Raw genomic sequence first — 20,232 nt, forward strand, 5'->3', positions numbered from 1 at the left:
GAGGTTACTCCGGCTTGTTGTGCGCGTGGCCTCCGTGCACGAACGGCGACGAGACGCCCTGGTACTGCAGCAACATCATCATGCCCTCGGCGGCGTGGTCCAGGTTGTGGCAGTGGTCCATCCAGATTCCTGGATTGTCGGCGGTCAGCTGCACTTGCCAGACTTCCCCTGGTTGGATGTCCACGGTGTCCAGCAGCAGCGGAGAACCTGTAGGCGCCGTTCCGTTGCGGCTCAGGACCAGGACGTGGTGGCCGTGGGGATGCATCGGATGGGGTTCGGCGGTCCTGTTCACGATCGTCACGTTCAGGACATCCCCTTCGGCTACCTCCATGGATGGCACCAAGGGGTACGCAGCGCCGTTGACGGTGAAGGCGTAGCGCGGGATTCCGTCCACGAAGCGGAATTGCCGGTCCAGCACTACCACTTCTTCGCGAGTCGCCGCCGGAACGGACGGTTGCCCGGATACGGGCTTGCCATAGCCCAGAAGATCCAGGACCGGAGTGCTCGCATAAACGCCTGCCGCGGGTTTCGCGGGAGTCCCGGAGGTCCAGCCCGGCGGCGAGATGACCACCACCGCCTCCGCTGCCGCATCGGAGTGGACGGTCACTGGTGCAGCCGGCATGGTGAACGTGAGGTCGTTCCGGCCGCCCGCCCCTATCCGGAGCAGCTTTCCTTCGACCTCTCCGGGTTCGTTCACGGCGGTCCCGTCAACGGCAGCTACCTTGAAGGCCGTCCCGGACACCAGGTAGCGCTGGGGCAGCGAATCGGTATTGACGAGACGCACGCGGACGGTGGATCCCGGCGTGGCCGTGTAGGCGCTGCTACGGTCTGAGGAGCCCAGCAACCCCAGACCGCTGAGGTCGTGTCCGGCTACCGCGATGTCCGGATCAGGACTGACATCGGTGGTGCCGTGCACGACGAATACGCCGTAGAGTCCCTTCCGGACTCCCTCGGCAGAATCCTGGTGCGTGTGGTACCAATACGTACCCACTTGTGCGGCTGTGAAACGGTAGGTCATGGATTGCCCGGGCATCACGGCATCCTGCGTTGCGCCGGCAACCCCGTCCATGGCGTTGGGGACGTCGTAACCATGCCAATGGAGCGTGACCCCGGCCGCGACATCCCGGTTGTTCAGCACCACCTCCATTACCTCGCCCTGCTGTGCCTCCAAGGTGGGTCCCGGCAAGCTCCCGAACGTCCAAGCCTGGACAGATTGCCCGGAAGGCAGCGTCACCTGTTCCACGCGGGCGGTGAGTTCATAGTGGCGAACCACGGCATGTGCGGGGGAGCTGCCCAACAGCGTGGTCACTGGAACCGGCGTTGCCACCGGAACCGTTGCACCGCCGTCGTGGTGTCCCACCGCGGTGGCAATTCCGGTGCCGTCGGCCGCGCGGCTGCCGAGCCAGGCGAAGACTCCCGAACCCAAAGCGGTACAGGCCAGGAGCCCGGCGACCGCAGTGACCGCCGTCGTGCGCCTTCCCAGTGTCACGGACCCTCCGCGGACCGGTGGAAACAGGGCGAGTTTGGCCGCCAGGACGGTGCCGCCCACGAGGAACAGCAGGATCACCAGGGACCACACGGCCGGGAACGGCCCCAGGATGAATGCCAGCCCGAGCGATCCCACAGCCGCAGCCCCGGCGGCCACGAGTGACAGCACGGCCCACTGACGTCCGCGCCCCGCAGGGACGGGGGCAGATTGTGAGCCGGTGTTCCGCTTCCTCAGCAAATACGGAACACCGGCCATCGCGGCCCCAACCGCGGGAATGGCGGTCAACGGCAGGCTGATGGTTATGCGCTCATGGGCAAACCACCAGCTGCTTGCCGCCAAGGCAGGAAGCAGTGCGTAGCGGCCGGCCGTTGCCAGGACGGCAACGCCCAGGGACAGCAAGGCCGCGTCTACCCCATGACGCCGTACCTTTCGGGATGATGTCAGCCAGGCTGCCGCGATCCAGGCGCCGGCGGCAAGGACCGCCAGCACCAGGTCCACGGCCATCAGCTGTGAGGAGTTCACAGCTGATGGGGGTCAGGCCGTGGCGGAAGCTGAAGCATCCGTGGACGAGGCTTTGGGTGGCAGCGGCTGTGGATTCAGTGCCACGGCCCGTGCCCGGTTGAACAACCAGTAGGACATGAAGATGATCATCAAGCCGGTGATGGGATGGATTGACGCCACCCAGGACCCGGAGGGAGTGATGAAGTCCTCCGAAGAACCGGTCAGCATACCTCCGATGATGAAGATGAACAGTTGGACCCAGGTCATCAGGAAAATGCCGGCAGCGAGCCAGATGGTCCGGGAACCCGCCCGGGCGATCGCGGCCACGATGACGGCAAGCAGGGCAGCGTACCGCAGCACGAACTGGCCGTTCATGACGTGGTACACGCCTGCCTCGCGCTGGGCTTCGATGGTGTTTTGGAAGTGGAAGTATCCGGCGAAAAACAGTTGGGCGAGTGATGAGAGCAGGATGATGGCCGCAAGGACCAGGAGGGTCTTACGCATGGGGAATCCTCGGACAAGACTTCACGGATTCGTTTAGGCCTTCTAATCGCCGGCTCCCTGGCTGCGGGCTGCCCCCACTGCCGACGACTGGCCGCCAGGTTGCCTGGACCAGGGGCAACCCATCAGGGCGGAGAGCTTCACTTGGAATCGTAAAATTGCTGGAGATAAATAGCAAGGGGACTGCGGTTAATCACCGCCCAAGCATGCTCAGGCCTGTTCGGTGCCCACGTCTTTTCCGATGTCCTTGGCATCCATGATGCGGTAGGCGTAACCCTGTTCGGCAAGGAATCTCTGGCGTTTCGCCGCGAAGTCCTGGTCCAGGGTGTCCCGGGCAACCAGCGAGTAGAACCGCGCTGCCCGTCCGTCCTGCTTGGGCCGCAGCAGGCGTCCCAGCCGCTGCGCTTCCTCCTGGCGGGAGCCGAACGAGCCCGAGACCTGGATGGCAACGGACGCTTCAGGGAGGTCGATGGAGAAGTTGGCCACCTTGGAAACCACCAAAGTGTGGATCTCACCCTTGCGGAAGGCATCGAAGAGTTTCTGCCGTGCCTTGACGCTCGTCTCGCCCTTGATCACCGGCGCGTCCAGGCGTTCCGCGATCTCGTCGAGTTGGTCGATGTATTGTCCGATCACCAGCAGCTGTTCGCCCCTGTGGGCCTCCACCAGCTGTTCCACCAGGGCAGTCTTGGTCTCCGAGGTGGCGCACAGACGATACTTGTCCGCGTCGTCGGCCATGGCGTAGGCCACCCGTTCGTCGCGGGGGAGGTCCACCCGGACCTCCACGCAGTCAGCGGGGGCAATATAGCCTTGGGCTTCGATGTCCTTCCACGGGGCGTCGTACCGCTTGGGTCCGATCAGGCTGAAGACTTCGCCTTCGCGGCCGTCCTCGCGGACCAACGTGGCGGTCAGGCCCAGCCGCCGCCTGGCCTGCAGGTCCGCCGTCATCCGGAAGATCGGTGCGGGCAGCAGATGGACTTCGTCGTAGATGATGAGGCCCCAGTCGTGGCCGTCCACGAGTTCCAGGTGGGGATACAGTCCGCCGCGCTTGGTGGTGAGCACTTGGTAGGTGGCGATGGTGACGGGCCGGACTTCCTTGACCGCACCCGAGTACTCGCCGATCTCGTCCTCGGTGAGCGAGGTCCGCTTGAGCAGTTCGTCCCGCCACTGCCGGGCCGAGACCGTGTTGGTCACCAGGATCAGCGTGGTGGTGGAGGAGGTGGCCATCGCGGCGGCACCCACCAGGGTTTTCCCGGCACCGCACGGAAGGACGACGACGCCGCTGCCGCCGGCCCAGAAGTTCTCCGTGGCCACCTTTTGGTATGGGCGCAGCTCCCAACCGGTTTCGTCGAGCATGATCAGGTGCGGCTGGCCATCAACGTAACCGGCCAGGTCTTCCGCGGGCCACCCGAGTTTGAGCAGCAACTGCTTCAACTGCCCGCGCTGGGATGAATGGACCACCACGGTTTCCCCATCGATCCGTGGCCCCAGCAGCGGGGCGATCTTCTTGGCGCGGATGACCTCCTCCAGGACGGGGTAGTCGTCCGTCCGCATCACCAGGCCATGCTGTGGATCCTTCTCCAAGCGGAGCCGGCCGTACCGGGACATGGTTTCTTCGATGTCGATCAGCAGGGCGTGCGGCACGGGGAAACGCGAGTACTTCAACAGCGTGTCCAGCACCTGTTCCGCGTCCAGCCCGGCGGCCCGCGCATTCCACAGTCCCAGGGGAGTGAGGCGGTAGCTGTGCATGTGCTCCGGAGCGCGCTCCAGCTCCGCGAACGCCGCGATGGCATGCCGGGCCTCCGTGGCAAGCTCATGGTCGACTTCCAGCAGGATGGTTTTATCGCTTTGAACGATCAGGGGACCGTCGGACACTCTTGAATCCTCACGTCTGCATCACTCACTTGTGCCGGTCTCCGGCGGGTTCAACGTCAATGATCCGGTGGATGGACAACACCCGTTCGGTGTCCTTGCCGGGATCGAACACCCTCACCCGGCCGCCGGAGACAGAAACCGGGACCACCGTTTCGGTGTTCGAGTTGCCCAGGCTGTCCACCACGTTCATGGTCACGGCTTGTTTCAGCCGGATGGCCTTCTGCAGGGTTTCCAGGCCCAGCTGCGCCGAAGCCTCCCCCGTACCGTCGGCCGGGACACTGCGATGCTGGCGCAGGATGGAAAGCTGCGCCTCGACGTCGTCGTCCGGCGGAGCCGTCCGAGGCGCCGTGTAGACGGGACGCGCACTGCCGGCCACGGCCGTGGTCCGCTTGAAACGCACGACGGCGGGCTCCACCTCCTGCACTGCGGGCGAGAGTCCCAGCTCGCGCAGGACCCGCGCGGTTTCGCGGGGGCTGGCGGCCGATGTCAGGACCGTCGGGGCGATGCGGACCAGGCTCAGTACGGACGTCCGGGCTTCCTGCAGGAGCTCGGCGATGGCTGACTCGTCATCGCTCTGGATAAAGCTGGCACTGGTGCTGACACGCAAGCGGCCGTGCCGTGATGCGGTGTCCTGCACCAGATAGGCAAGGGGCTGGGGCACATCCGTTGCCGAATGTTCGCGCAAGAATGCCAACAGCGATTCCGCATCCTGTCCGGCGTCGAGCGCCCTGCGGATGGTCGCGGCGGAAAAACGGTAGATCGACGCCGGTCCCTGCCCCTCGGCGTCGGCCATGAGCAACAGCGTTTCGCTGAGTTCCGGGGCAAGGTAGCCCGGTGCCACCGCCGTCAGGTCAGCCTGGAGGAGGATGTGGTTGACCGCCGCAGGCAAGTGCTCGCCAAGAATGGCCATGGCTTCATCCGGCTGGCCAACGGCGAGGGCGGACCCCAGCTGCGTGAAAGCCCCGGAACCCATGAGTCCCAAGAGCGTGGCCTCCTCAAGGATGCCCTTGACCAGCGAACTGAAGCGCCGCGACATCCGGGGCTGGGTCCATTCCGCACGCTGCAGCACCGCACGGGCATCCAGGACGGGAGCCTTGCCATCGGGGGCCGCCGCCTCCACGGTGAGTTCGTTGAGGATCTCCAGGATCCTCCGGCGGACCACCGGGGCGTCAGGCCGTTGCGCTTCCGCGGACAAGGCATTGATGGTGGTTCCGGCAGTTCCTGGATGCGCCGCCGGGGTGCTGCCGGCAAGGGGCTGGCCCACCAACGACGGCGCGCGCTCGCTGGCCAGCCAGGCTTTGACCAGCCACAGCCATTGTTCCTGCCGCGGCAAGGTCAGCCACTCCAACGACGGCGGCTGGACCCAGGTGGAGCTGTCAACGTCCAGCCGCAGCAATCCGGCCAGGGCACAGGTTTCCAGCAGGATCGCCGTTTGATGGACGCCGCAGCGGATGGACTCGGCGAGCCGCCGCAATTCGCGGACCCCCACGCCGCCGCTCCGCAGGGTTGCCAAGGGTTGCTCCCGGACGGCGAACAGCAGCTCGTTGGCGAGCCGGAGGGTTTCTGCAATGGCACCCAGGGCCGCATTGCGACGCAGGGCTGCGCTGGTGTGCCCGAGCTCCGGAACCGGGGGCGCCAGGGTGAAGTCGTCAACCACGGCCCCGCCTCGCAACGCAATGCCGACGCTGTGCGGCAATTCCACGTGGCCGGCGTCCAGGGGGACCAGCAGTCCGCGGGCCAGGAGCCAGTCGATAGGCCCGACGTCGGCACTTTCGTGGGTGACCGAGGCGCGCCTTTGCGCTTGGGGCACGGCACCCATGGCCCAGCTTCCGAACTTGTCCAGGAGGCCGATGGTCCGTTCCGGTGCGTTGGCCAGGATGTCGCGGACGCCCTCGGGGGTCGACGTCCAGCGCTGGAGCGAGAGGGCTGCGTCCATGGGGGTGCTGGCCGGGTGGATACCGAGTCCGCTGTGGTGGAGTTCGCCCACCAACTGGACTACCCGCTGGGCGAAGGCGGGTTGGAGCCGGACCAACTCGGTGTAGCTGCGCCCCAGCCCGGCGGGGTAGATCCCGATGACGTCCTTCAGGCTGCCCACGGGAAGGTAGAACTTCTGCCGCGAACTTGCCGGAGGGTGGGTGGCCGGTGGCGCCTCGGCCCGGTGGATCAAAGCCAGTTCCTGCAGCTTGGCGAGGATGGGTTCCAGGGCTGAGAGGGTGGACCCGGCAATGGCCTTTTTCAGTCCTGCCGCCGAAACACTGTGGCCCGTATCCGCGTTGGTACAGAGATGCAGTGTTTCCAGGACCTGCATCTCGGGTTTGGTGAGGCGTTCCAAGGCCCGCTGCACACTGACCCGTGCGCTGGCCCGCGCCGCCAGGGCCGCGAAATCGGGGGCCATGGGCGAGATCAGGTCCGGTCGCGCGGCAAAAAGAGCCCGCAGCGAGGCGTCGCTGCGCGTTTCAAGTTCCTTGCTGAGCGCGCGAATGAGGGACATCACTTCAAATTTACCGTTGCTGGGCCTGCTCTGCGCGCTTGGCTCGTTTTTTGCCACGCAAAGCGGGACCCGCAACTGCAGGTCAGCTAGTGGCGGCGACGCTGGCGGACGGCGTCCACCACGGGAACAACGGCCAGGATGAAGGCCAAGGGCAGCCCATAGAGCGCCGTCGACGTGATCCACACGGGTGCAATTCCGCCGTTGAAGGCGATGGCCATGACAGCCGCGACGGCGGCCAGGGAAATGATGGCAACGATCGCGGCGGCAATCGTCAGGGGGCGGCGGTAACCCGTGGAAGTCATGCCTCAACGCTAGCTGTTTGCTCGCGGTCGCCGCTACGCGGGACGGTGCGAAGCATGATTAGGGTGCCCGGCAGGATAACCTTGAAGGAACAGACCCACACGGAGCGGGCTGTCACCCTCGATCCCGCAGGACTCTGTGGATGCGGTGGCGGCCCGACGTGTTTCCACGCAAGAACGAAGAAGGTTGATTACGTGCCCACCGGCAAGGTCAAGTGGTATGACAAGGAAAAGGGCTTCGGATTCCTCGCGGCCGAAGACGGCCAGGAAGTTTTCCTGCCCAAGACGTCCCTGCCTGCAGGGGTCACCGAGCTGAAGGCCGGTACGCGCGTGGAGTTCGGCGTTGCCGACGGCCGCCGCGGTGCCCAGGCACTGGGCCTGCGCGTCCTGGACAAGACCCCCTCCATCGCAAAGGCCAAGCGCATGAACGCCCGCGACCTGGCACCGCTGGTCCAGGACCTGGTCACCGTCCTGGACAATCTGTCCGGTACGTTGTCCTCGGGAAAGTATCCGGAAGGCAACAAGGCCAAGGCGATCGGAATGGCGCTGCGCAAGGTTGCCGACGAGCTGGAAGCCTAGGAACGCCATGACATCGGAATCCGCACGGGATATAGAGGCAGGGGAAGGCGCGCAGGAAACCCCTGCCCTCCCCGTTGCCGAGGCTCCTGCAAACGGGGACGCCCCTGCCACCAGGGAAGTTCCCGGGCGGAAGCCCGCTGAAGCCAAGGCCGCAGCCCCGAAGCCGCGCGCCGGCGTTCCTGTATGGCGCACCGGCAAGCCGGACTCCTACCTGGCTGCCGCCGTCGACGTCGCCCGCCAGGCCGTGGAAGGCATTGCCAACCGTGGGGAAGTAGGTGCGCACCTCGGAGCCAAATCGGAAGGCGACCGGGTGGTGACCCACCTGTTCGAATCGAAGCTGGCAGGTTACGGCGGCTGGCAGTGGTACGCCGTGGTGACCCGTAACTCGCGGTCCAAAATCGTCACCGTCAGCGAGCTGGGGCTCCTGCCGTCCGAGGACTCCATCCTTGCGCCGGAATGGGTGCCGTGGGCCAAACGGGTCCGCCCGGAGGACGAGAAGCCGTTGGTTGAAGAGACCGAGGAAGACGTCGCCGAGGAAACGGTCAAGGCGGGCGAAGACGATGCCCAGGTTGATGACGACGCGGATGACGATTCGGACGAGACCGGGGACGCCGTCGAAGACGCGGACCACTCCGGCCAGCAATAACTGAAGACACAAAAAAGGCGCCTGCCGGGAAGAATCCTTCCCGGCAGGCGCCCTTTAACGTTCCGGCCGTGCGGCCGCTGATGGTGTTTACTTCTTCAGTTCGCCAACCACGTAGTCGATGCTGGCGAGCAGTGCCGAAACGTCATCCGGTTCGATGGCCACGAACGTGGCGATCCGGAGCTGGTTGCGCCCAAGCTTCCGGTAGGGCTCGGTGTCCACCACTCCGTTGGCGCGCAGCACCTTGGCGATGGCCGCTGCGTCGATCGAATCATCGAAGTCGATGGTGGCGATGACGTTGGAGCGTTCCTCGGCGTTGGCCACGAAGGGCGTGGCGTACTCGGAGGCCTCGGCCCAGGAGTACACGCGGCTGGCGGAGTCCGCCGTGCGCTTGCTGGCGAAATCCAGGCCACCGTTGCTGTTGAGCCACTGCACCTGGGCGTCCAGCGTGACCAGCGTGGACAACGACGGCGTGTTGTAGGTCTGGTTCAGCTTGGAGTTGTCGATCGCTGTCTGGAGGTCCAGGAAGTCGGGGATCCAGCGGCCGCTGGCCTTCACCCGGGCAGCGCGCTCCAGCGCGGCGGGGGAGAAGAGGCCCAGCCACAGGCCGCCGTCGGAAGCGAAATTCTTTTGCGGCGCGAAGTAGTACACGTCGGACTCCGCGACGTCCACGTCCAGGCCACCGGCGGCAGAGGTTGCGTCCACCACGATCAGCGAGCCTTCGTCTGCGCCGTCAACGCGCTTGACCGGAGCTGAGACGCCCGTGGACGTCTCGTTCTGTGGCCAGGCGTAGACATCCACCCCGGCCTCGGCCTGCGGCGACGGACGGGTGCCCGGCTCGGACTTGATGATGGAGGAAGCGTCCAGGAAGGGAGCCTTGTTGGTGGCCGCCGCGAACTTGGAACCGAACTCGCCGAAGGAGAGGTGCTGGGCCTTCTTCTCCACCAGGCCGAACGCTGCGACATCCCAGAACGCCGTGGAACCGCCGACGCCGAGGACAACCTCGTAGCCCTCCGGGGCGCGGAAGAAAGTGCTGAGGCCTTCGCGGACGGACCCCACGAGGTTCTTCACCGGTGCCTGGCGGTGGGACGTGCCAAGGATGGTGGTGGCTGCGGCGGACAGGGCTTCGACCTGCTCCGGGCGGACCTTGGACGGTCCTGCGCCGAAGCGTCCGTCCTTGGGCAGCAGGTCGGCGGGAATGGTGATGCTGTTGTCGCTCACGGGTGGCTCCAATGGGTATCGGTCAAAGATGGGTCGTGGCAGGTGGCATCAACTGCTCCTTCGACACCCCAATTCTGCCTGACACGGCGCGCGGGCAGGAACCTGCGGTTGTCATAGTCCGCCACGTGGAACGGTGCAGTCCGGGAGCGCGGGAACGCGAAGGAGGATTATTCAGAGTAATTCCAAATAAGCTAAGCTGGAGGAGGCGTCATGGGGCGGCGCCGCGGGACCGACCGCCTCGTCTGGACGCGGTACGGTGGACACTACGCGAGAACTGCGTTCGAGGAGAGCTGAGCTGGATGACGGATCTGATCGATACCACTGAGATGTATCTTCGGACCATTTTGGAGCTTGAGGAAGAGAACATCGTTGCTCTTCGGGCCCGCATTGCCGAGCGCCTGCGCCATTCCGGTCCCACTGTTTCCCAGACCATCGGCCGCATGGAGCGCGACGGCCTGGTGGTCGTGTCCAATGACCGCCACCTGGAGTTGACCGAGGTTGGCCGGAAGCGGGCCACCGAAGTGATGCGCAAGCACCGCCTGGCCGAGCGCCTCCTGGCCGATGTCATCGGCCTGGACTGGGCCTATGTGCATGACGAGGCTTGCCGCTGGGAGCACGTGATGAGTGAGCGGGTTGAACGCCGGCTGTACGAGTTGCTTGAGCACCCCACCGAGTCGCCGTACGGAAACCCGATCCCGGGCTTGGAAGCACTCGGTGGACGGGCCAGCCAGATCTCCCTCAAGGGCGACGTCAACCTCATCCAGGCAATGGACGGCTACGCCACGGACTCACGGGTTGTGGTGAGCAGGTTGGCCGAACCCATCCAGGTCGAGCCTGAACTCCTGACCCAACTCGATGAAGGCGGGATCCGCCCGGGCGCGGCAGTTTCGTTGGCGCAGGTAGGGGAGTACATCTCCGTCCGCGTCCCCGGCATCGAGGGCGCCCTGGAACTGCCCCCCGAAGTTGCAGCCCACGTCTTCGTGGCGGTTGGCTGAACGTAGGACTTCCGAGGCACCTCTCCCGAAAAGGATGGGTGCCTCACTTGTGTCCCGGCCGGAGTGTCTGATCTCACTACCAGAGTCGGGTAGAACGGCGTGACCTGCAGTTTCCGCCGAAAGGTGCTAAAGGCCCACCCCGGAAAGCGGCGCCGCGGAAGATAACGAATTTATTACCGAAGGCTTTAATCCCCTATAGTTATCTACTAGCGCCGATACCAAAGCGTTACCTGATCTGGAGCCGAGCTCTGCCAGCAGATCAGGGGTGTTATCCACTACTGGCAGAGGCGGGGGAACCACCATTGGCTGCCTGAAGAAGCAGCCTTGGGGTGAAGTCCGCAGCAGCAGTGCCTACTTACGCAATTTCCTCCGGGATACCTGTGTGCCGTATGCGCTGCGTGCGGGCCGGGTCTTTGCACTCTCTGATCCGAATCCGACAGCTAACTTCGCAGGCTTTCTAGAGAGGAACAGAGTTTGACATCGCAGAACGTCAGGGGCCGCCGACGCGCGTCCGGCCCCGCTGCTGAGCTGCGGCCAGCCCGCGTCGTAACGGAGATCCGGCCGCGCGACACCCAGCGTCAGGTGCGCCGCCGTAAGAGCCCGTTGCGCCAGGTTGCCGATTTCGCCGCAGCCAGTGGCGTAGGGCAGAAAGCCGGGGTGGCCCTGGCCGCCACAGGCCTCGCCCTCACTGTCGGTCTGCCGGCCACAAGCCCCGTCATGGCCACCTCCGAGTCGGGCCAAACAGAAGCTGCCCTTGCCGTATCCGGCGGCAGCCAGCCTGAGGTTTCCGCGGAAGCATCGGCAAAAATCGACTTCAGCCGTGCGGCGGTGGCCACCAAGGCCGATCCCGACGGCAAGCTAAAGCAGCTGCTCAGCGCCCAGTCCGTTGGCAGCATCCAGGCCAGTTCCTCCAAGGGCACCCTTGGAAGTCCGCTGGACACGCTGACAACCGCTTCTCCGTTCGGATACCGCGTCAGCCCGCTGACCGGTGGCACCGGCGACTTCCACCGCGGCCAGGACTTCGTTGCCCAGTGTGGCACCCAGGTCCACGCTGCCGCCGCCGGGAAGGTCACGTTTGCCGGGTGGCACGAGTACGGCGGAGGCAACCGCGTTGTGGTGGATCACGGCAATGGCCTTGAGACCACGTACAACCACCTGTCGTCCTTCAACGTCAAGGTTGGCCAGACTGTCAGCCGCGGTGACGTTGTAGCCCTGAGCGGCACCACGGGCGCCTCCACGGGCTGCCACCTGCACTTCGAGGTCCAGGTCAACGGCGAAGTTGTTGACCCCATGGGCTGGCTCTAAGCAAAGTCGATGGTCGTCTCTCGCATTCGCGACACACCCCGTGACCTGAATGTGACATTCGCTTTCAACTGTTGTACCGTCTAAAGCGCATCGGCTTTTTAGGGGGCCGATGCACTTGAGTGGATTGCCTAGCTCTGCCACCACTCAGGATCCGTTCGCAAAATTCGTCTGGCAGGGGCGGGGGAACCACTTTTGGTCTTCGAGAGAAGGCCTTGGGGTTAAGTCACAAAGCTTCTCGAAGCGCGTGGCCGGATGACTCCCATCCGAATCCGACAGCTCACCTCGCAGGCATTGGGAGAGGCTACCTACGTGTCATCACGCACTACCCCTGCGCGCCACCGCGCCGAGACGGTTCACCCGTTGAACACTCTTTCGAAGGCTGTTTCAGCGAATGCCGGAACCGTTGGCCGCCAGGCCGCAGTTCTCGCCGCAGCCTCCGGCCTCGTCCTCAGCGTCGGCCTCCCGGCCCAGGCAGCGGACACCGATGTTTCCAAGGCCGAGACGAGCACGCAGCAGCTCCTCACCACCGAGGTTGTCACTGCAGAGCCCACGGCCACTGTTTCCTTCGAGAGCCCCGTCGTGGCCACCAAGGAAGCCCCGAAGGTCCAGCGCGCGTCGCAGACCACCCAGCGCTCCCAGACAGCTGGTAACCAGACCACTGGCAGCCAGGCTGCAGGCTCGCTCACCGCACAGTCTTCCGACGCCAAGGAAACGGCCTCCAGCGCCGCAGCCTCCGGCCTCGCCGCGATCGCCTACACGGGCATCGGCCACCCCTACGTTTGGGGCGGCACCACTCCCAACGGCTGGGACTGCTCCGGCTTCACCCAGTGGGTCTACGCCCAGGCCGGCATCAGCATTCCCCGCGTCAACGCCTGGACTGCCATGAAGGCCACCAGCACGCCGCAGCCGGGTGACCTGGTCATGCAGAACGGCGGCGCACACGTAGGCATCTACGTCGGCAACGGCATGATGATCAGCGCTCTCAACCCGAGCCAGGGAACCTTGCTCCACTCGGTGGCTTCCACCGGCACGTCTTCATTCTTCACCCTCCGCTAAAACCCCGTTCGGGGTACGCCAGCATGCCCCCCAAGTGCTGGCTTGCCCGCAAACCGCGCGTGCCCCAACCGCGTGCGGAAACGAAAAGAGATTAAAAAATGACCAGTGCACACAAGGTTGCACGGCACCGAGCTGAGGCCCCCAAGACCAGCTCCCTTGCCGTGATCGCGAAGGCTGTCAGCAACAACGCCGGTGGCGTCGGCCGCCAGGCAGTCGTTATCGCTGCCGCTTCAGGACTGGTCTTGACCAGTGGCGTTGCTGCGAACGCCGCCGATACCAACGTCCAGCGTGAATCCACGGCCACCACAGCCCTTGATGTCCAGGCAGTCACGCAGTCCACCATCGCTGCCGACTCCACCGTGGCCATCTCCTACGAGAGCCCGGTTGTGACCACGGTGGAAGCTCCGGCTCCCGTCGTCGAGAAGCCCGCAGCGAAAGCCGCATCCGGCTCCACGGCTACCGGCGCGACCGCCACATTGGCAGTGGACAACTCAGCAACGGCGGCCGCCAAGGCTCCTGCAGCTTCCAGTGGCCTCGGGGCAGCCATCGCCGCTGCAGCCTACGCCCAGCTGGGAGTGACCCAGGACTGCACCATGTTGGTCACCAATTCGCTGGCGGCCGTGGGTATCAACTTCCACGATTGGCCGGCGGGCTACCTCTCCTTGGGCCGCACCGTCAGCGCCGCCGAAGCCCAGCCGGGCGACCTCGCGTACTACGCCAACGGTGGTTACGGCGGAATGGCACACATCGCCGTCTACGTCGGTAACGGCATGGCAGTACACGGTGGATGGAACGGGTCCACCACTGCACTCTTCAGTGTGAACGTCGGCTCCGGCCCGGTCTTCATCCGTGTGAACGGCTGATACAGATTCTTTGAACACCCCGCAGGAATACCTGCGGGGTGTTCCGCTTTAAGCCCCGCGCGGAGGGCCGTGCAAGGTGTCCCGCACATGAACATTCGCCGACACTGCACGGGAACAGGCCCGAAAATTCGTTGATACGGCATATAAGTGCTTACCCTTATGGTGTCGATCCACAGCCCGTACATGCAGAGGGCAGCCGGCCCTCGTGCCCCTGACGGGTGCGGCCGTGAAGAGGTACGTGCATGCGCACACTCGTTCTGAATGCTGGATATGAACCGCTGGCGGTAGTCACCTTCCGCCGGGCGCTGGTCCTTGTGCTGACTGGAAAAGCTAGCGTAGTGGCCGAAGGCGGCGAACCTGTCGTCGGGCCACAGGAGATTCTGGGACGTCCGTCCGTGATTCTCCTCAACCGCTACATCCGTCCCCGGTACAACAGGATCACCGCTGTGAGCCGCCGCGGGGTGCTCCGCCGCGACGGCCACCGCTGCGCCTATTGCGGCAAGACAGCGCACACCATAGACCATGTCCACCCCAAATCCAGGGGCGGCGCGGATTCCTGGGAAAACCTGGTTGCGGCGTGCTTGAAATGCAATAACGCCAAGAGCAACCAGACGCTCGCCGAGATGGGCTGGAAGCTTCGCTTCACACCCGGCGTGCCCACGGGAACCATGTGGCAGATCAAAGAACTCGAGAAACCTGCGCCGGACTGGGACCCGTTCCTCTTGCCGGAATCCGCCGCCTGATCGATTTCTGTTGTGCTCCGGCCGTACGGGTAATCTGGGCGGATGGAGTTCAACGCCGTGATCCTGGCGGGTGGCAGGGCCACCCGCCTCGGTGGCGTGCCCAAGCCGGGTTTAAGGTACGACGGCGCGAGCCTCCTTTCGCATGCCCTGGACTCCGTCCGGGGTGCTTCGCGGATTGTGGTGGTGGGGCCGCGCCAGGACGGCCTTCCGGACGGGGTACTGTCCGCGCGCGAGGAGCCCGCCTACGCAGGACCGGCGGCGGCCATTGCCGCGGGACTTGCCGTTCTTGGGGCCACTGATCCGGCACCGTGGACCTTGGTGCTGGCCTGCGATATGCCGCATGCCTCACGGGGAGTGGCTGCCATCCTTGAGGAAGTTGCGGGGCACCATGGCACCGAGGGAGCCATGGCTGTGTCTTCCGATGGCAGGCAACAGCCCCTCCTTGGCATCTACAGCACACAGGCCCTGGAACGCGAAGTCGCTGCAGCCCGGTCGTTAACGAACGCATCTGTCTTCAAGCTGCTTGCTAGGCTGAACGTGCTGGCTGTTGCCGTTCCCGATGGCTCCACGGACGACGTGGATACGTGGGAGGACGCAGCGGCCCTGGGCATTGACAACGACTTGGAGGCGGACGTGAAAAGCCAGGACGAGACACTCGAGGAATGGTGCCGCACACTGCTGCAGGCGTTTGAGCTTGAGGGCGTAGACGTGGACGTCAACGAAATCCTTGCAGTCGCCGGCGTGGCCGCGCACTCCGTGGTGCGTCCCGCGGCGCCTTTGACCACATTCATCGCGGGGTACGCGGCTGGAATGGCACGCGGCATCGGCCAGGCCAACGACGACGCCGCCATGGCCGCCGCCCTCGACCTTGCCCGCCAAGTAGCCAAGCAGTATGCGGAGCCCGGGGCCGAAACCGAATGACGGAGGCCCCCGAACAGGGCCACCATGCGGCGCATACCTGGCACGAAGCCAGGCAGCGTGCGTTCGACGTCGCCACTCCCATCCCCGCAAGCCCGGTTCCGCTGCGCGCGGCGTTGGGGCGGACCCTCGCCCAGGACGTACTTGCCCTGCAGGACATGCCGCACTACGCGTCGTCGGCCATGGATGGGTGGGCCGTCAACGGCAGTGGTCCGTGGATCCTCAGCGAACCCGGCCAGCGGCTGGCACCACACCAGGCCAGCCCGATCGTCACCGGCGGGCTGATTCCACCCGGTGCCAAAGCGGTTCTTCGCAGCGAAAGCGGCATCATCGCCATGGACGACGACGGCCTGCCGGTTTTGGCGCTCGGCGGCTCCGCGAAGCCGGGGGAGCCGCGCAACGGTCAACACATCCGCAAGGCGGCAGAGGAAGCCGCTGAGGGCGAGGTCCTCCTGACGAAGGCTACGGTGCTGAACCCTGCGCACCTGGCCGTCGCGGCCCTGGCCGGCCTGGACGAACTCCCTGTCCTGGGCAAACCCTTGGTGAGGTTCCTCCTGACCGGGTCCGAGGTGGTTGAACAGGGCGTCCCTGCTCCTGGACAGGTCAGGGATACCTTCGGGCCGCAGCTGGGGTCGGTGGTGGAGCTCCTTGGCGGGATCGACGGCGGCTTGGTCCGTGTGGGCGATAACTACGGGGAGTGGCTTGCGGCGCTGCAGGACGCGGAGCCGGGCACCCTGGAAGCGGACACGACGGAACTGGACGCTGGCGCAGAGCCGCCGGCCGACGTCGTTATTACTACTGGCGGGACCGGACGCTCGGGAACCGACCATTTCCGTAAGGCCGTAGCGGAGCTGGGCGGAACCTTGCTGATTGACGGGATCGCCATGCGTCCCGGACACCCGGCGGTACTTGCTGAGCTGCCTGACGGACGCTTCGTGCTGGGGCTGCCGGGGAACCCCCTCGCGGCCATGATGGCCCTTTTTACCGTGGGCGGACCGCTGCTGGCAGCCCTGGGCCACGGACGCCTCGGCGACGTGGGCGAAGTACCGTGCGGTTCCATGATCGATGCCGATCCGGGCCGCACCCGATTGATGCCGTTCAAGCTGGTTTACGGGCTGGCTTCGCCGTCCCGGCATGCCGGACCCGGAATGATGCGCGGGTTGGCAGGAGCGGACGGTGTCATGGTGGTGCCTCCCCACGGGGTCCAGATGGGCGAACCGGTACCGGCTTTCCCGTTGCCGTGGGGAAAGCCTCTGCCCGCTCCCCAAGCTGCCGAGCACAAACCGCGCAAGGCCCCCGTTCGCACCGCAAAGAAGCCACCGGCGGGACCGGTGGACTGGAGCGCGCTGGACGCCTGACGCTGTCCGTGGACGCAGGTGGCGGCTTTGCCGCCGGACTTGTAATGATGGACACATGAACAGGCATGCCCCAGAACAGGACATCAACGAAGATGACCTGCAGATCCACCCGCCCAAACGAGCCGCTGCCGGCCTGAAGGCCGTGAGCGTCGCCCTCGAACGGGGCTATTCCCAGGCTGGTGTGGCCCGTACGGTCCGATCCATGCTCCGGGTCAACCAGCACGATGGTTTCGACTGCCCGGGCTGCGCCTGGCCGGAGTCCATCACGGGCCGCCGAAGCCCTGCGGAGTTCTGCGAGAACGGCGCCAAGGCCATCGCCGAGGAAAGCACCACCCGCACGGTGGGCGGTGGATTCTGGGCCAAGCACTCCATTGCCGACCTCGAAGACAAGACCGAGTACTGGCTGGGCAGCCAGGGCCGCATTGCTGAACCAGTGGTGATCAGGCCGGGTGACACCCACTATTCGCCCATCAGCTGGACCGACGCGTTTGCCTTGATCGGCGAGCACATCAACGCCTCCACTCCGGATCGTTGCGTGTTCTACACCTCGGGCCGCACGGCCAACGAAACAGCGTTCATGTACCAGCTGTTCGCGAGGAGCCTGGGCACCAACAACCTGCCGGACTGTTCCAACATGTGCCATGAATCTTCAGGCAGCGCGCTCAATCCGACCATCGGCATCGGCAAGGGCACGGTGTCCTTGGAGGACCTCCACCAGGCCGAGCTGGTCCTGGTGGTGGGACAGAACCCGGGCACCAACCATCCCCGCATGTTGTCCGCCTTGAGTGACTGCAAGCGCAACGGAGGCAAGGTTGTTGCCGTCAACCCGCTTCCCGAAGCGGGCCTGCTGAACTTCAAGGATCCCCAGTCCTTGAACGGCGTCATTGGCGGCGGCACCACCATCGCGGACGAGTTCCTGCAGATCAAGGTGGGCGGCGACCTCGCCCTGTTCCAGGCCTTGGGCCACTTGCTCCTGGAAGAGGAGAAACGCAATCCCGGCACGGTGGTGGACAAGTCCTTCATCGGTAAGCAGACGGAGGGCTTCGAGAACTACGCCAGGGCCCGCTCCGTGCTGGACTGGGAAGAGACGGAGCGGGCCACCGGCCTGTCCCGCGAGGAGATCATCAAGGTTGCGGGCATGATGGCTGCCTCCAAGGGCACCATTATTTGCTGGGCACTGGGACTGACCCAGCAGCCGCACTCGGTGGACACCCTCAAGGAGATCATCAACCTGCTCCTGCTGCAGGGGAACTTCGGCAAGCCCGGCGCCGGTGCCTGCCCCGTGCGCGGCCACTCCAACGTGCAGGGCGACCGGACCATGGGCATTTGGGAAAAGCCCAAGGAACCGTTCCTGGAGGCTTTGGACAAGGAATTCGGTTTCCGGATGCCCCGGGACCACGGCTACGACTCGGTGGAAACCCAGCACGCACTGGAAAAGGGCGAAGTTGACGTGTTCGTCTCCATGGGCGGGAACTTCGCGGCTGCCGGTTCCGATACCAACGCACTCGAGGCCGGGCTCAAGACTGCGGGCCTCACGGTCCACATTTCCACCAAACCCAACCGTGCCCACGTGGTGCACGGCCGGACGTCACTGATCCTGCCCACGCTGGGCCGCACGGACACCGATGACAAACACCCCAAAGGCCGGCAGTTCCTCTCCGTGGAGGACTCCATGTCCGTCATCCACAAGACCCAGGGACGGCTGGAACCTGATTCCGAACACTTGCTGAGTGAGCCGGTCATTGTTGCCCGGATGGCCCAGGCCACCTTCGGTGACGACCACGAGGTGGACTGGCGCGCAATGGCCGAGGATTACGACGTGATCCGGGACCACATCTCGCGCGTCATCCCCGGCTTCGAGGACTTCAACGCCCGGGTCCGCACCAAGAACGGTTTTGTCCTGCCCAACCCGCCACGCGATACCAGGACCTTCGCCACGGACATCGGCAAGGCGCGGTTCTCGGTGAGTCCGCTGGAGTACCTCGAAGCCCCTGCCGGGCACCTGATCCTGCAGACCGTCCGTAGCCATGACCAGTACAACACCACGTTCTACGGCTTGGATGACCGCTACCGCGGGGTATCCGAGGCCCGCCGGGTGATCCTGGTCCATGAGGACGACATCAAGGAACTCGGCTTCCAGGACCGGGACCTGGTGGATGTCATCTCCACGTTCGCCGGGACGGAACGCCGGGCCAACAAGTTCCGCCTCATCGCGTATCCGACTGCCAAGGGCTGCGCGGCCGCCTACTTCCCGGAGGCCAACGCTCTGGTCCACCGGGAGTTGGTGGCGCGGGAGTCCAATACGCCGGGCTACAAGGCCATGACCGTGCGGTTCGTCCGGCATGCAGAGGAAGAAGCCTGACATGGGACGCGTCACCCAGCGCCGCAAACTGCACAAGTTCGTCCTGGACGGATCGCCCCAGGCCATGGAGCATCCCGTCCGGTACAAGGAGGACGTCCTTGCCGTGGAAGAGCCGCTGGAAATCCGGCTGGGGGAGATGTCCTTCTCGGTGACCATGCGCACGCCGGGCGACGACTTCGATCTAGTTGCCGGTTTCCTGGTCTCCGAGGGCGTTATCTGGGAGCCTGGGCAGTTGGTCTCGGAACGCTTCTGCGCGGGGGAGGACGAGGACGGGGTCCAGACCTTCAACGTCGTCGACGCCCAGCTGCGTCCCGACGTCGTGCGTCCGGAAACGGGCCGCAACGTCTACACCTCAAGTTCGTGCGGCATCTGCGGCACCGATTCGATTGAAGCCGTGCGTAAGTCTTCGCACCACAGCCCCAAGGAAGATCCCGTCACGGTGCCGGTGCGGGCTCTGGCGGCCCTCCCTGACAGGCTCCGGGAAGCGCAGGCGGTTTTCGCCAAGACCGGCGGCGTGCATGCTGCCGGACTCTTCCGGGTGGACGACGACGGCACCTCCGAGCTGCTCTGCCTGCGGGAGGATGTGGGTCGCCACAACGCGGTGGACAAGGTGATCGGCTGGGCGTTGCGGGCCGGTCACCTGCCGCTCAAGGGAACGGTGCTCCAAGTGTCCGGGCGTGCGTCCTTCGAGCTCGTGCAGAAGGCAGCCATGGCCGGCATCCCCGTGCTGTCCGCTGTCAGCGCCCCCTCCAGCCTCGCCGTGGAACTGGCCGCCGAAACGGGTGTGACGTTGGCCGGGTTCAGCCGCGGCCACAGCATCAACGTGTATGCCGGCGTCGAGCGGATCCTGCAGGAGATCCCGGTCTCCGCGGACCTGGCGGGCCAGGGATAGTTCCCCATCACTTGGCTATTGTGCTGGAACAACGTAGATTTTATCCATCGAATGGAATCGCCGGAGTGCCCGGAACGCCACCTCTTTGAGGAGCACCGTCCACCCGCCTGCCAGTCCCGCCGCCCAGCTCACGCCAAAGGGGAT

General features: G+C 65.2%; 17 protein-coding genes and 2 riboswitches. Of the genes, 11 read left to right on the plus strand and 6 right to left on the minus strand.

Features of this window, described 5'->3' with window-relative positions:
- Positions 1 to 4: 4 nt before the first annotated feature.
- From ACIQT2_RS17235 to ACIQT2_RS17255, 5 genes are all read right to left on the minus strand, one after another.
- Complete coding sequence (locus ACIQT2_RS17235; protein ID WP_402948783.1) at positions 5 to 2,011, minus strand: multicopper oxidase family protein; 2,007 nt, start codon at positions 2,009 to 2,011, stop codon at positions 5 to 7.
- A 12-nt stretch (positions 2,012 to 2,023) separates the two neighbouring features.
- A complete protein-coding gene (locus ACIQT2_RS17240; protein WP_400334050.1) occupies positions 2,024 to 2,494 on the minus strand; it encodes a hypothetical protein in 471 nt (156 codons plus the stop codon).
- Positions 2,495 to 2,701: 207 nt separating this feature from the next.
- Positions 2,702 to 4,363: a DNA repair helicase XPB gene (locus ACIQT2_RS17245; protein WP_402948785.1), complete on the minus strand. Its 1,662-nt coding sequence runs from the start codon at positions 4,361 to 4,363 to the stop codon at positions 2,702 to 2,704.
- 25 nt (positions 4,364 to 4,388) lie between these two features.
- A complete protein-coding gene (locus ACIQT2_RS17250; RefSeq protein WP_402948788.1) occupies positions 4,389 to 6,854 on the minus strand; it encodes a helicase-associated domain-containing protein in 2,466 nt (821 codons plus the stop codon).
- Positions 6,855 to 6,940: 86 nt separating this feature from the next.
- Positions 6,941 to 7,156 carry a hypothetical protein gene (locus tag ACIQT2_RS17255; protein WP_400334059.1) on the minus strand — a complete coding sequence of 72 codons (216 nt, stop codon included), beginning with the start codon at positions 7,154 to 7,156 and terminating at the stop codon, positions 6,941 to 6,943.
- Positions 7,157 to 7,348: 192 nt separating this feature from the next.
- Between ACIQT2_RS17255 and ACIQT2_RS17260 the strand changes: the two genes are divergently transcribed.
- Together ACIQT2_RS17260 and ACIQT2_RS17265 are read left to right on the plus strand one after the other, a co-directional pair.
- Positions 7,349 to 7,732, plus strand: a complete 384-nt coding sequence (locus ACIQT2_RS17260) for a cold-shock protein (protein ID WP_397323143.1) — start codon at positions 7,349 to 7,351, stop codon at positions 7,730 to 7,732.
- Between the two features lie 7 nt (positions 7,733 to 7,739).
- Positions 7,740 to 8,378 carry a DUF3027 domain-containing protein gene (locus tag ACIQT2_RS17265; RefSeq protein ID WP_402948791.1) on the plus strand — a complete coding sequence of 213 codons (639 nt, stop codon included), beginning with the start codon at positions 7,740 to 7,742 and terminating at the stop codon, positions 8,376 to 8,378.
- A gap of 87 nt (positions 8,379 to 8,465) precedes the next feature.
- Here ACIQT2_RS17265 and serC read toward each other — a convergent pair whose 3' ends face one another.
- A complete protein-coding gene (gene serC, locus ACIQT2_RS17270) occupies positions 8,466 to 9,596 on the minus strand; it encodes a phosphoserine transaminase (protein ID WP_402948793.1) in 1,131 nt (376 codons plus the stop codon).
- Positions 9,597 to 9,895: 299 nt separating this feature from the next.
- On the opposite strand from serC, the gene ACIQT2_RS17275 reads away from it, so the two are divergent.
- The 9 genes from ACIQT2_RS17275 to fdhD all read left to right on the plus strand — a co-directional run bounded on the left by ACIQT2_RS17275 (position 9,896) and on the right by fdhD (position 20,088).
- A complete protein-coding gene (locus ACIQT2_RS17275; RefSeq protein ID WP_402948796.1) occupies positions 9,896 to 10,591 on the plus strand; it encodes a metal-dependent transcriptional regulator in 696 nt (231 codons plus the stop codon).
- A 229-nt stretch (positions 10,592 to 10,820) separates the two neighbouring features.
- Positions 10,821 to 11,061: riboswitch (cyclic di-AMP (ydaO/yuaA leader) on the plus strand.
- Positions 11,062 to 11,065: 4 nt separating this feature from the next.
- Positions 11,066 to 11,896: a M23 family metallopeptidase gene (locus ACIQT2_RS17280; protein ID WP_402948798.1), complete on the plus strand. Its 831-nt coding sequence runs from the start codon at positions 11,066 to 11,068 to the stop codon at positions 11,894 to 11,896.
- Between the two features lie 146 nt (positions 11,897 to 12,042).
- Positions 12,043 to 12,201: riboswitch (cyclic di-AMP (ydaO/yuaA leader) on the plus strand.
- A gap of 4 nt (positions 12,202 to 12,205) precedes the next feature.
- Positions 12,206 to 12,952 (plus strand): C40 family peptidase, encoded by a 747-nt coding sequence (locus ACIQT2_RS17285; RefSeq protein ID WP_397323135.1) that lies wholly within the window; start codon positions 12,206 to 12,208, stop codon positions 12,950 to 12,952.
- Positions 12,953 to 13,050: 98 nt separating this feature from the next.
- The gene (locus ACIQT2_RS17290) at positions 13,051 to 13,815 is read left to right on the plus strand and encodes an NlpC/P60 family protein (protein ID WP_402948801.1); all 765 of its coding nucleotides are present in this window, start codon (positions 13,051 to 13,053) and stop codon (positions 13,813 to 13,815) included.
- Positions 13,816 to 14,057: 242 nt separating this feature from the next.
- Positions 14,058 to 14,558: an HNH endonuclease gene (locus ACIQT2_RS17295; RefSeq protein ID WP_400271457.1), complete on the plus strand. Its 501-nt coding sequence runs from the start codon at positions 14,058 to 14,060 to the stop codon at positions 14,556 to 14,558.
- Positions 14,559 to 14,600: 42 nt separating this feature from the next.
- A complete protein-coding gene (locus ACIQT2_RS17300; RefSeq protein ID WP_400334076.1) occupies positions 14,601 to 15,479 on the plus strand; it encodes an NTP transferase domain-containing protein in 879 nt (292 codons plus the stop codon).
- Positions 15,476 to 16,834 carry a molybdopterin molybdotransferase MoeA gene (locus ACIQT2_RS17305; RefSeq protein ID WP_402948805.1) on the plus strand — a complete coding sequence of 453 codons (1,359 nt, stop codon included), beginning with the start codon at positions 15,476 to 15,478 and terminating at the stop codon, positions 16,832 to 16,834. The genes ACIQT2_RS17300 and ACIQT2_RS17305 overlap by 4 nt, the downstream gene beginning before the upstream one ends.
- 55 nt (positions 16,835 to 16,889) lie before the next feature.
- A complete protein-coding gene (locus ACIQT2_RS17310) occupies positions 16,890 to 19,196 on the plus strand; it encodes an FdhF/YdeP family oxidoreductase (protein ID WP_402948809.1) in 2,307 nt (768 codons plus the stop codon).
- A gap of 1 nt (position 19,197) precedes the next feature.
- Positions 19,198 to 20,088, plus strand: a complete 891-nt coding sequence (fdhD, locus tag ACIQT2_RS17315; protein WP_400334084.1) for a formate dehydrogenase accessory sulfurtransferase FdhD — start codon at positions 19,198 to 19,200, stop codon at positions 20,086 to 20,088.
- Positions 20,089 to 20,232 lie beyond the last annotated feature (144 nt).

The sequence above is a fragment of the Paenarthrobacter sp. NPDC090522 genome, assembly GCF_044769225.1.
Classification (GTDB): domain Bacteria; phylum Actinomycetota; class Actinomycetes; order Actinomycetales; family Micrococcaceae; genus Arthrobacter.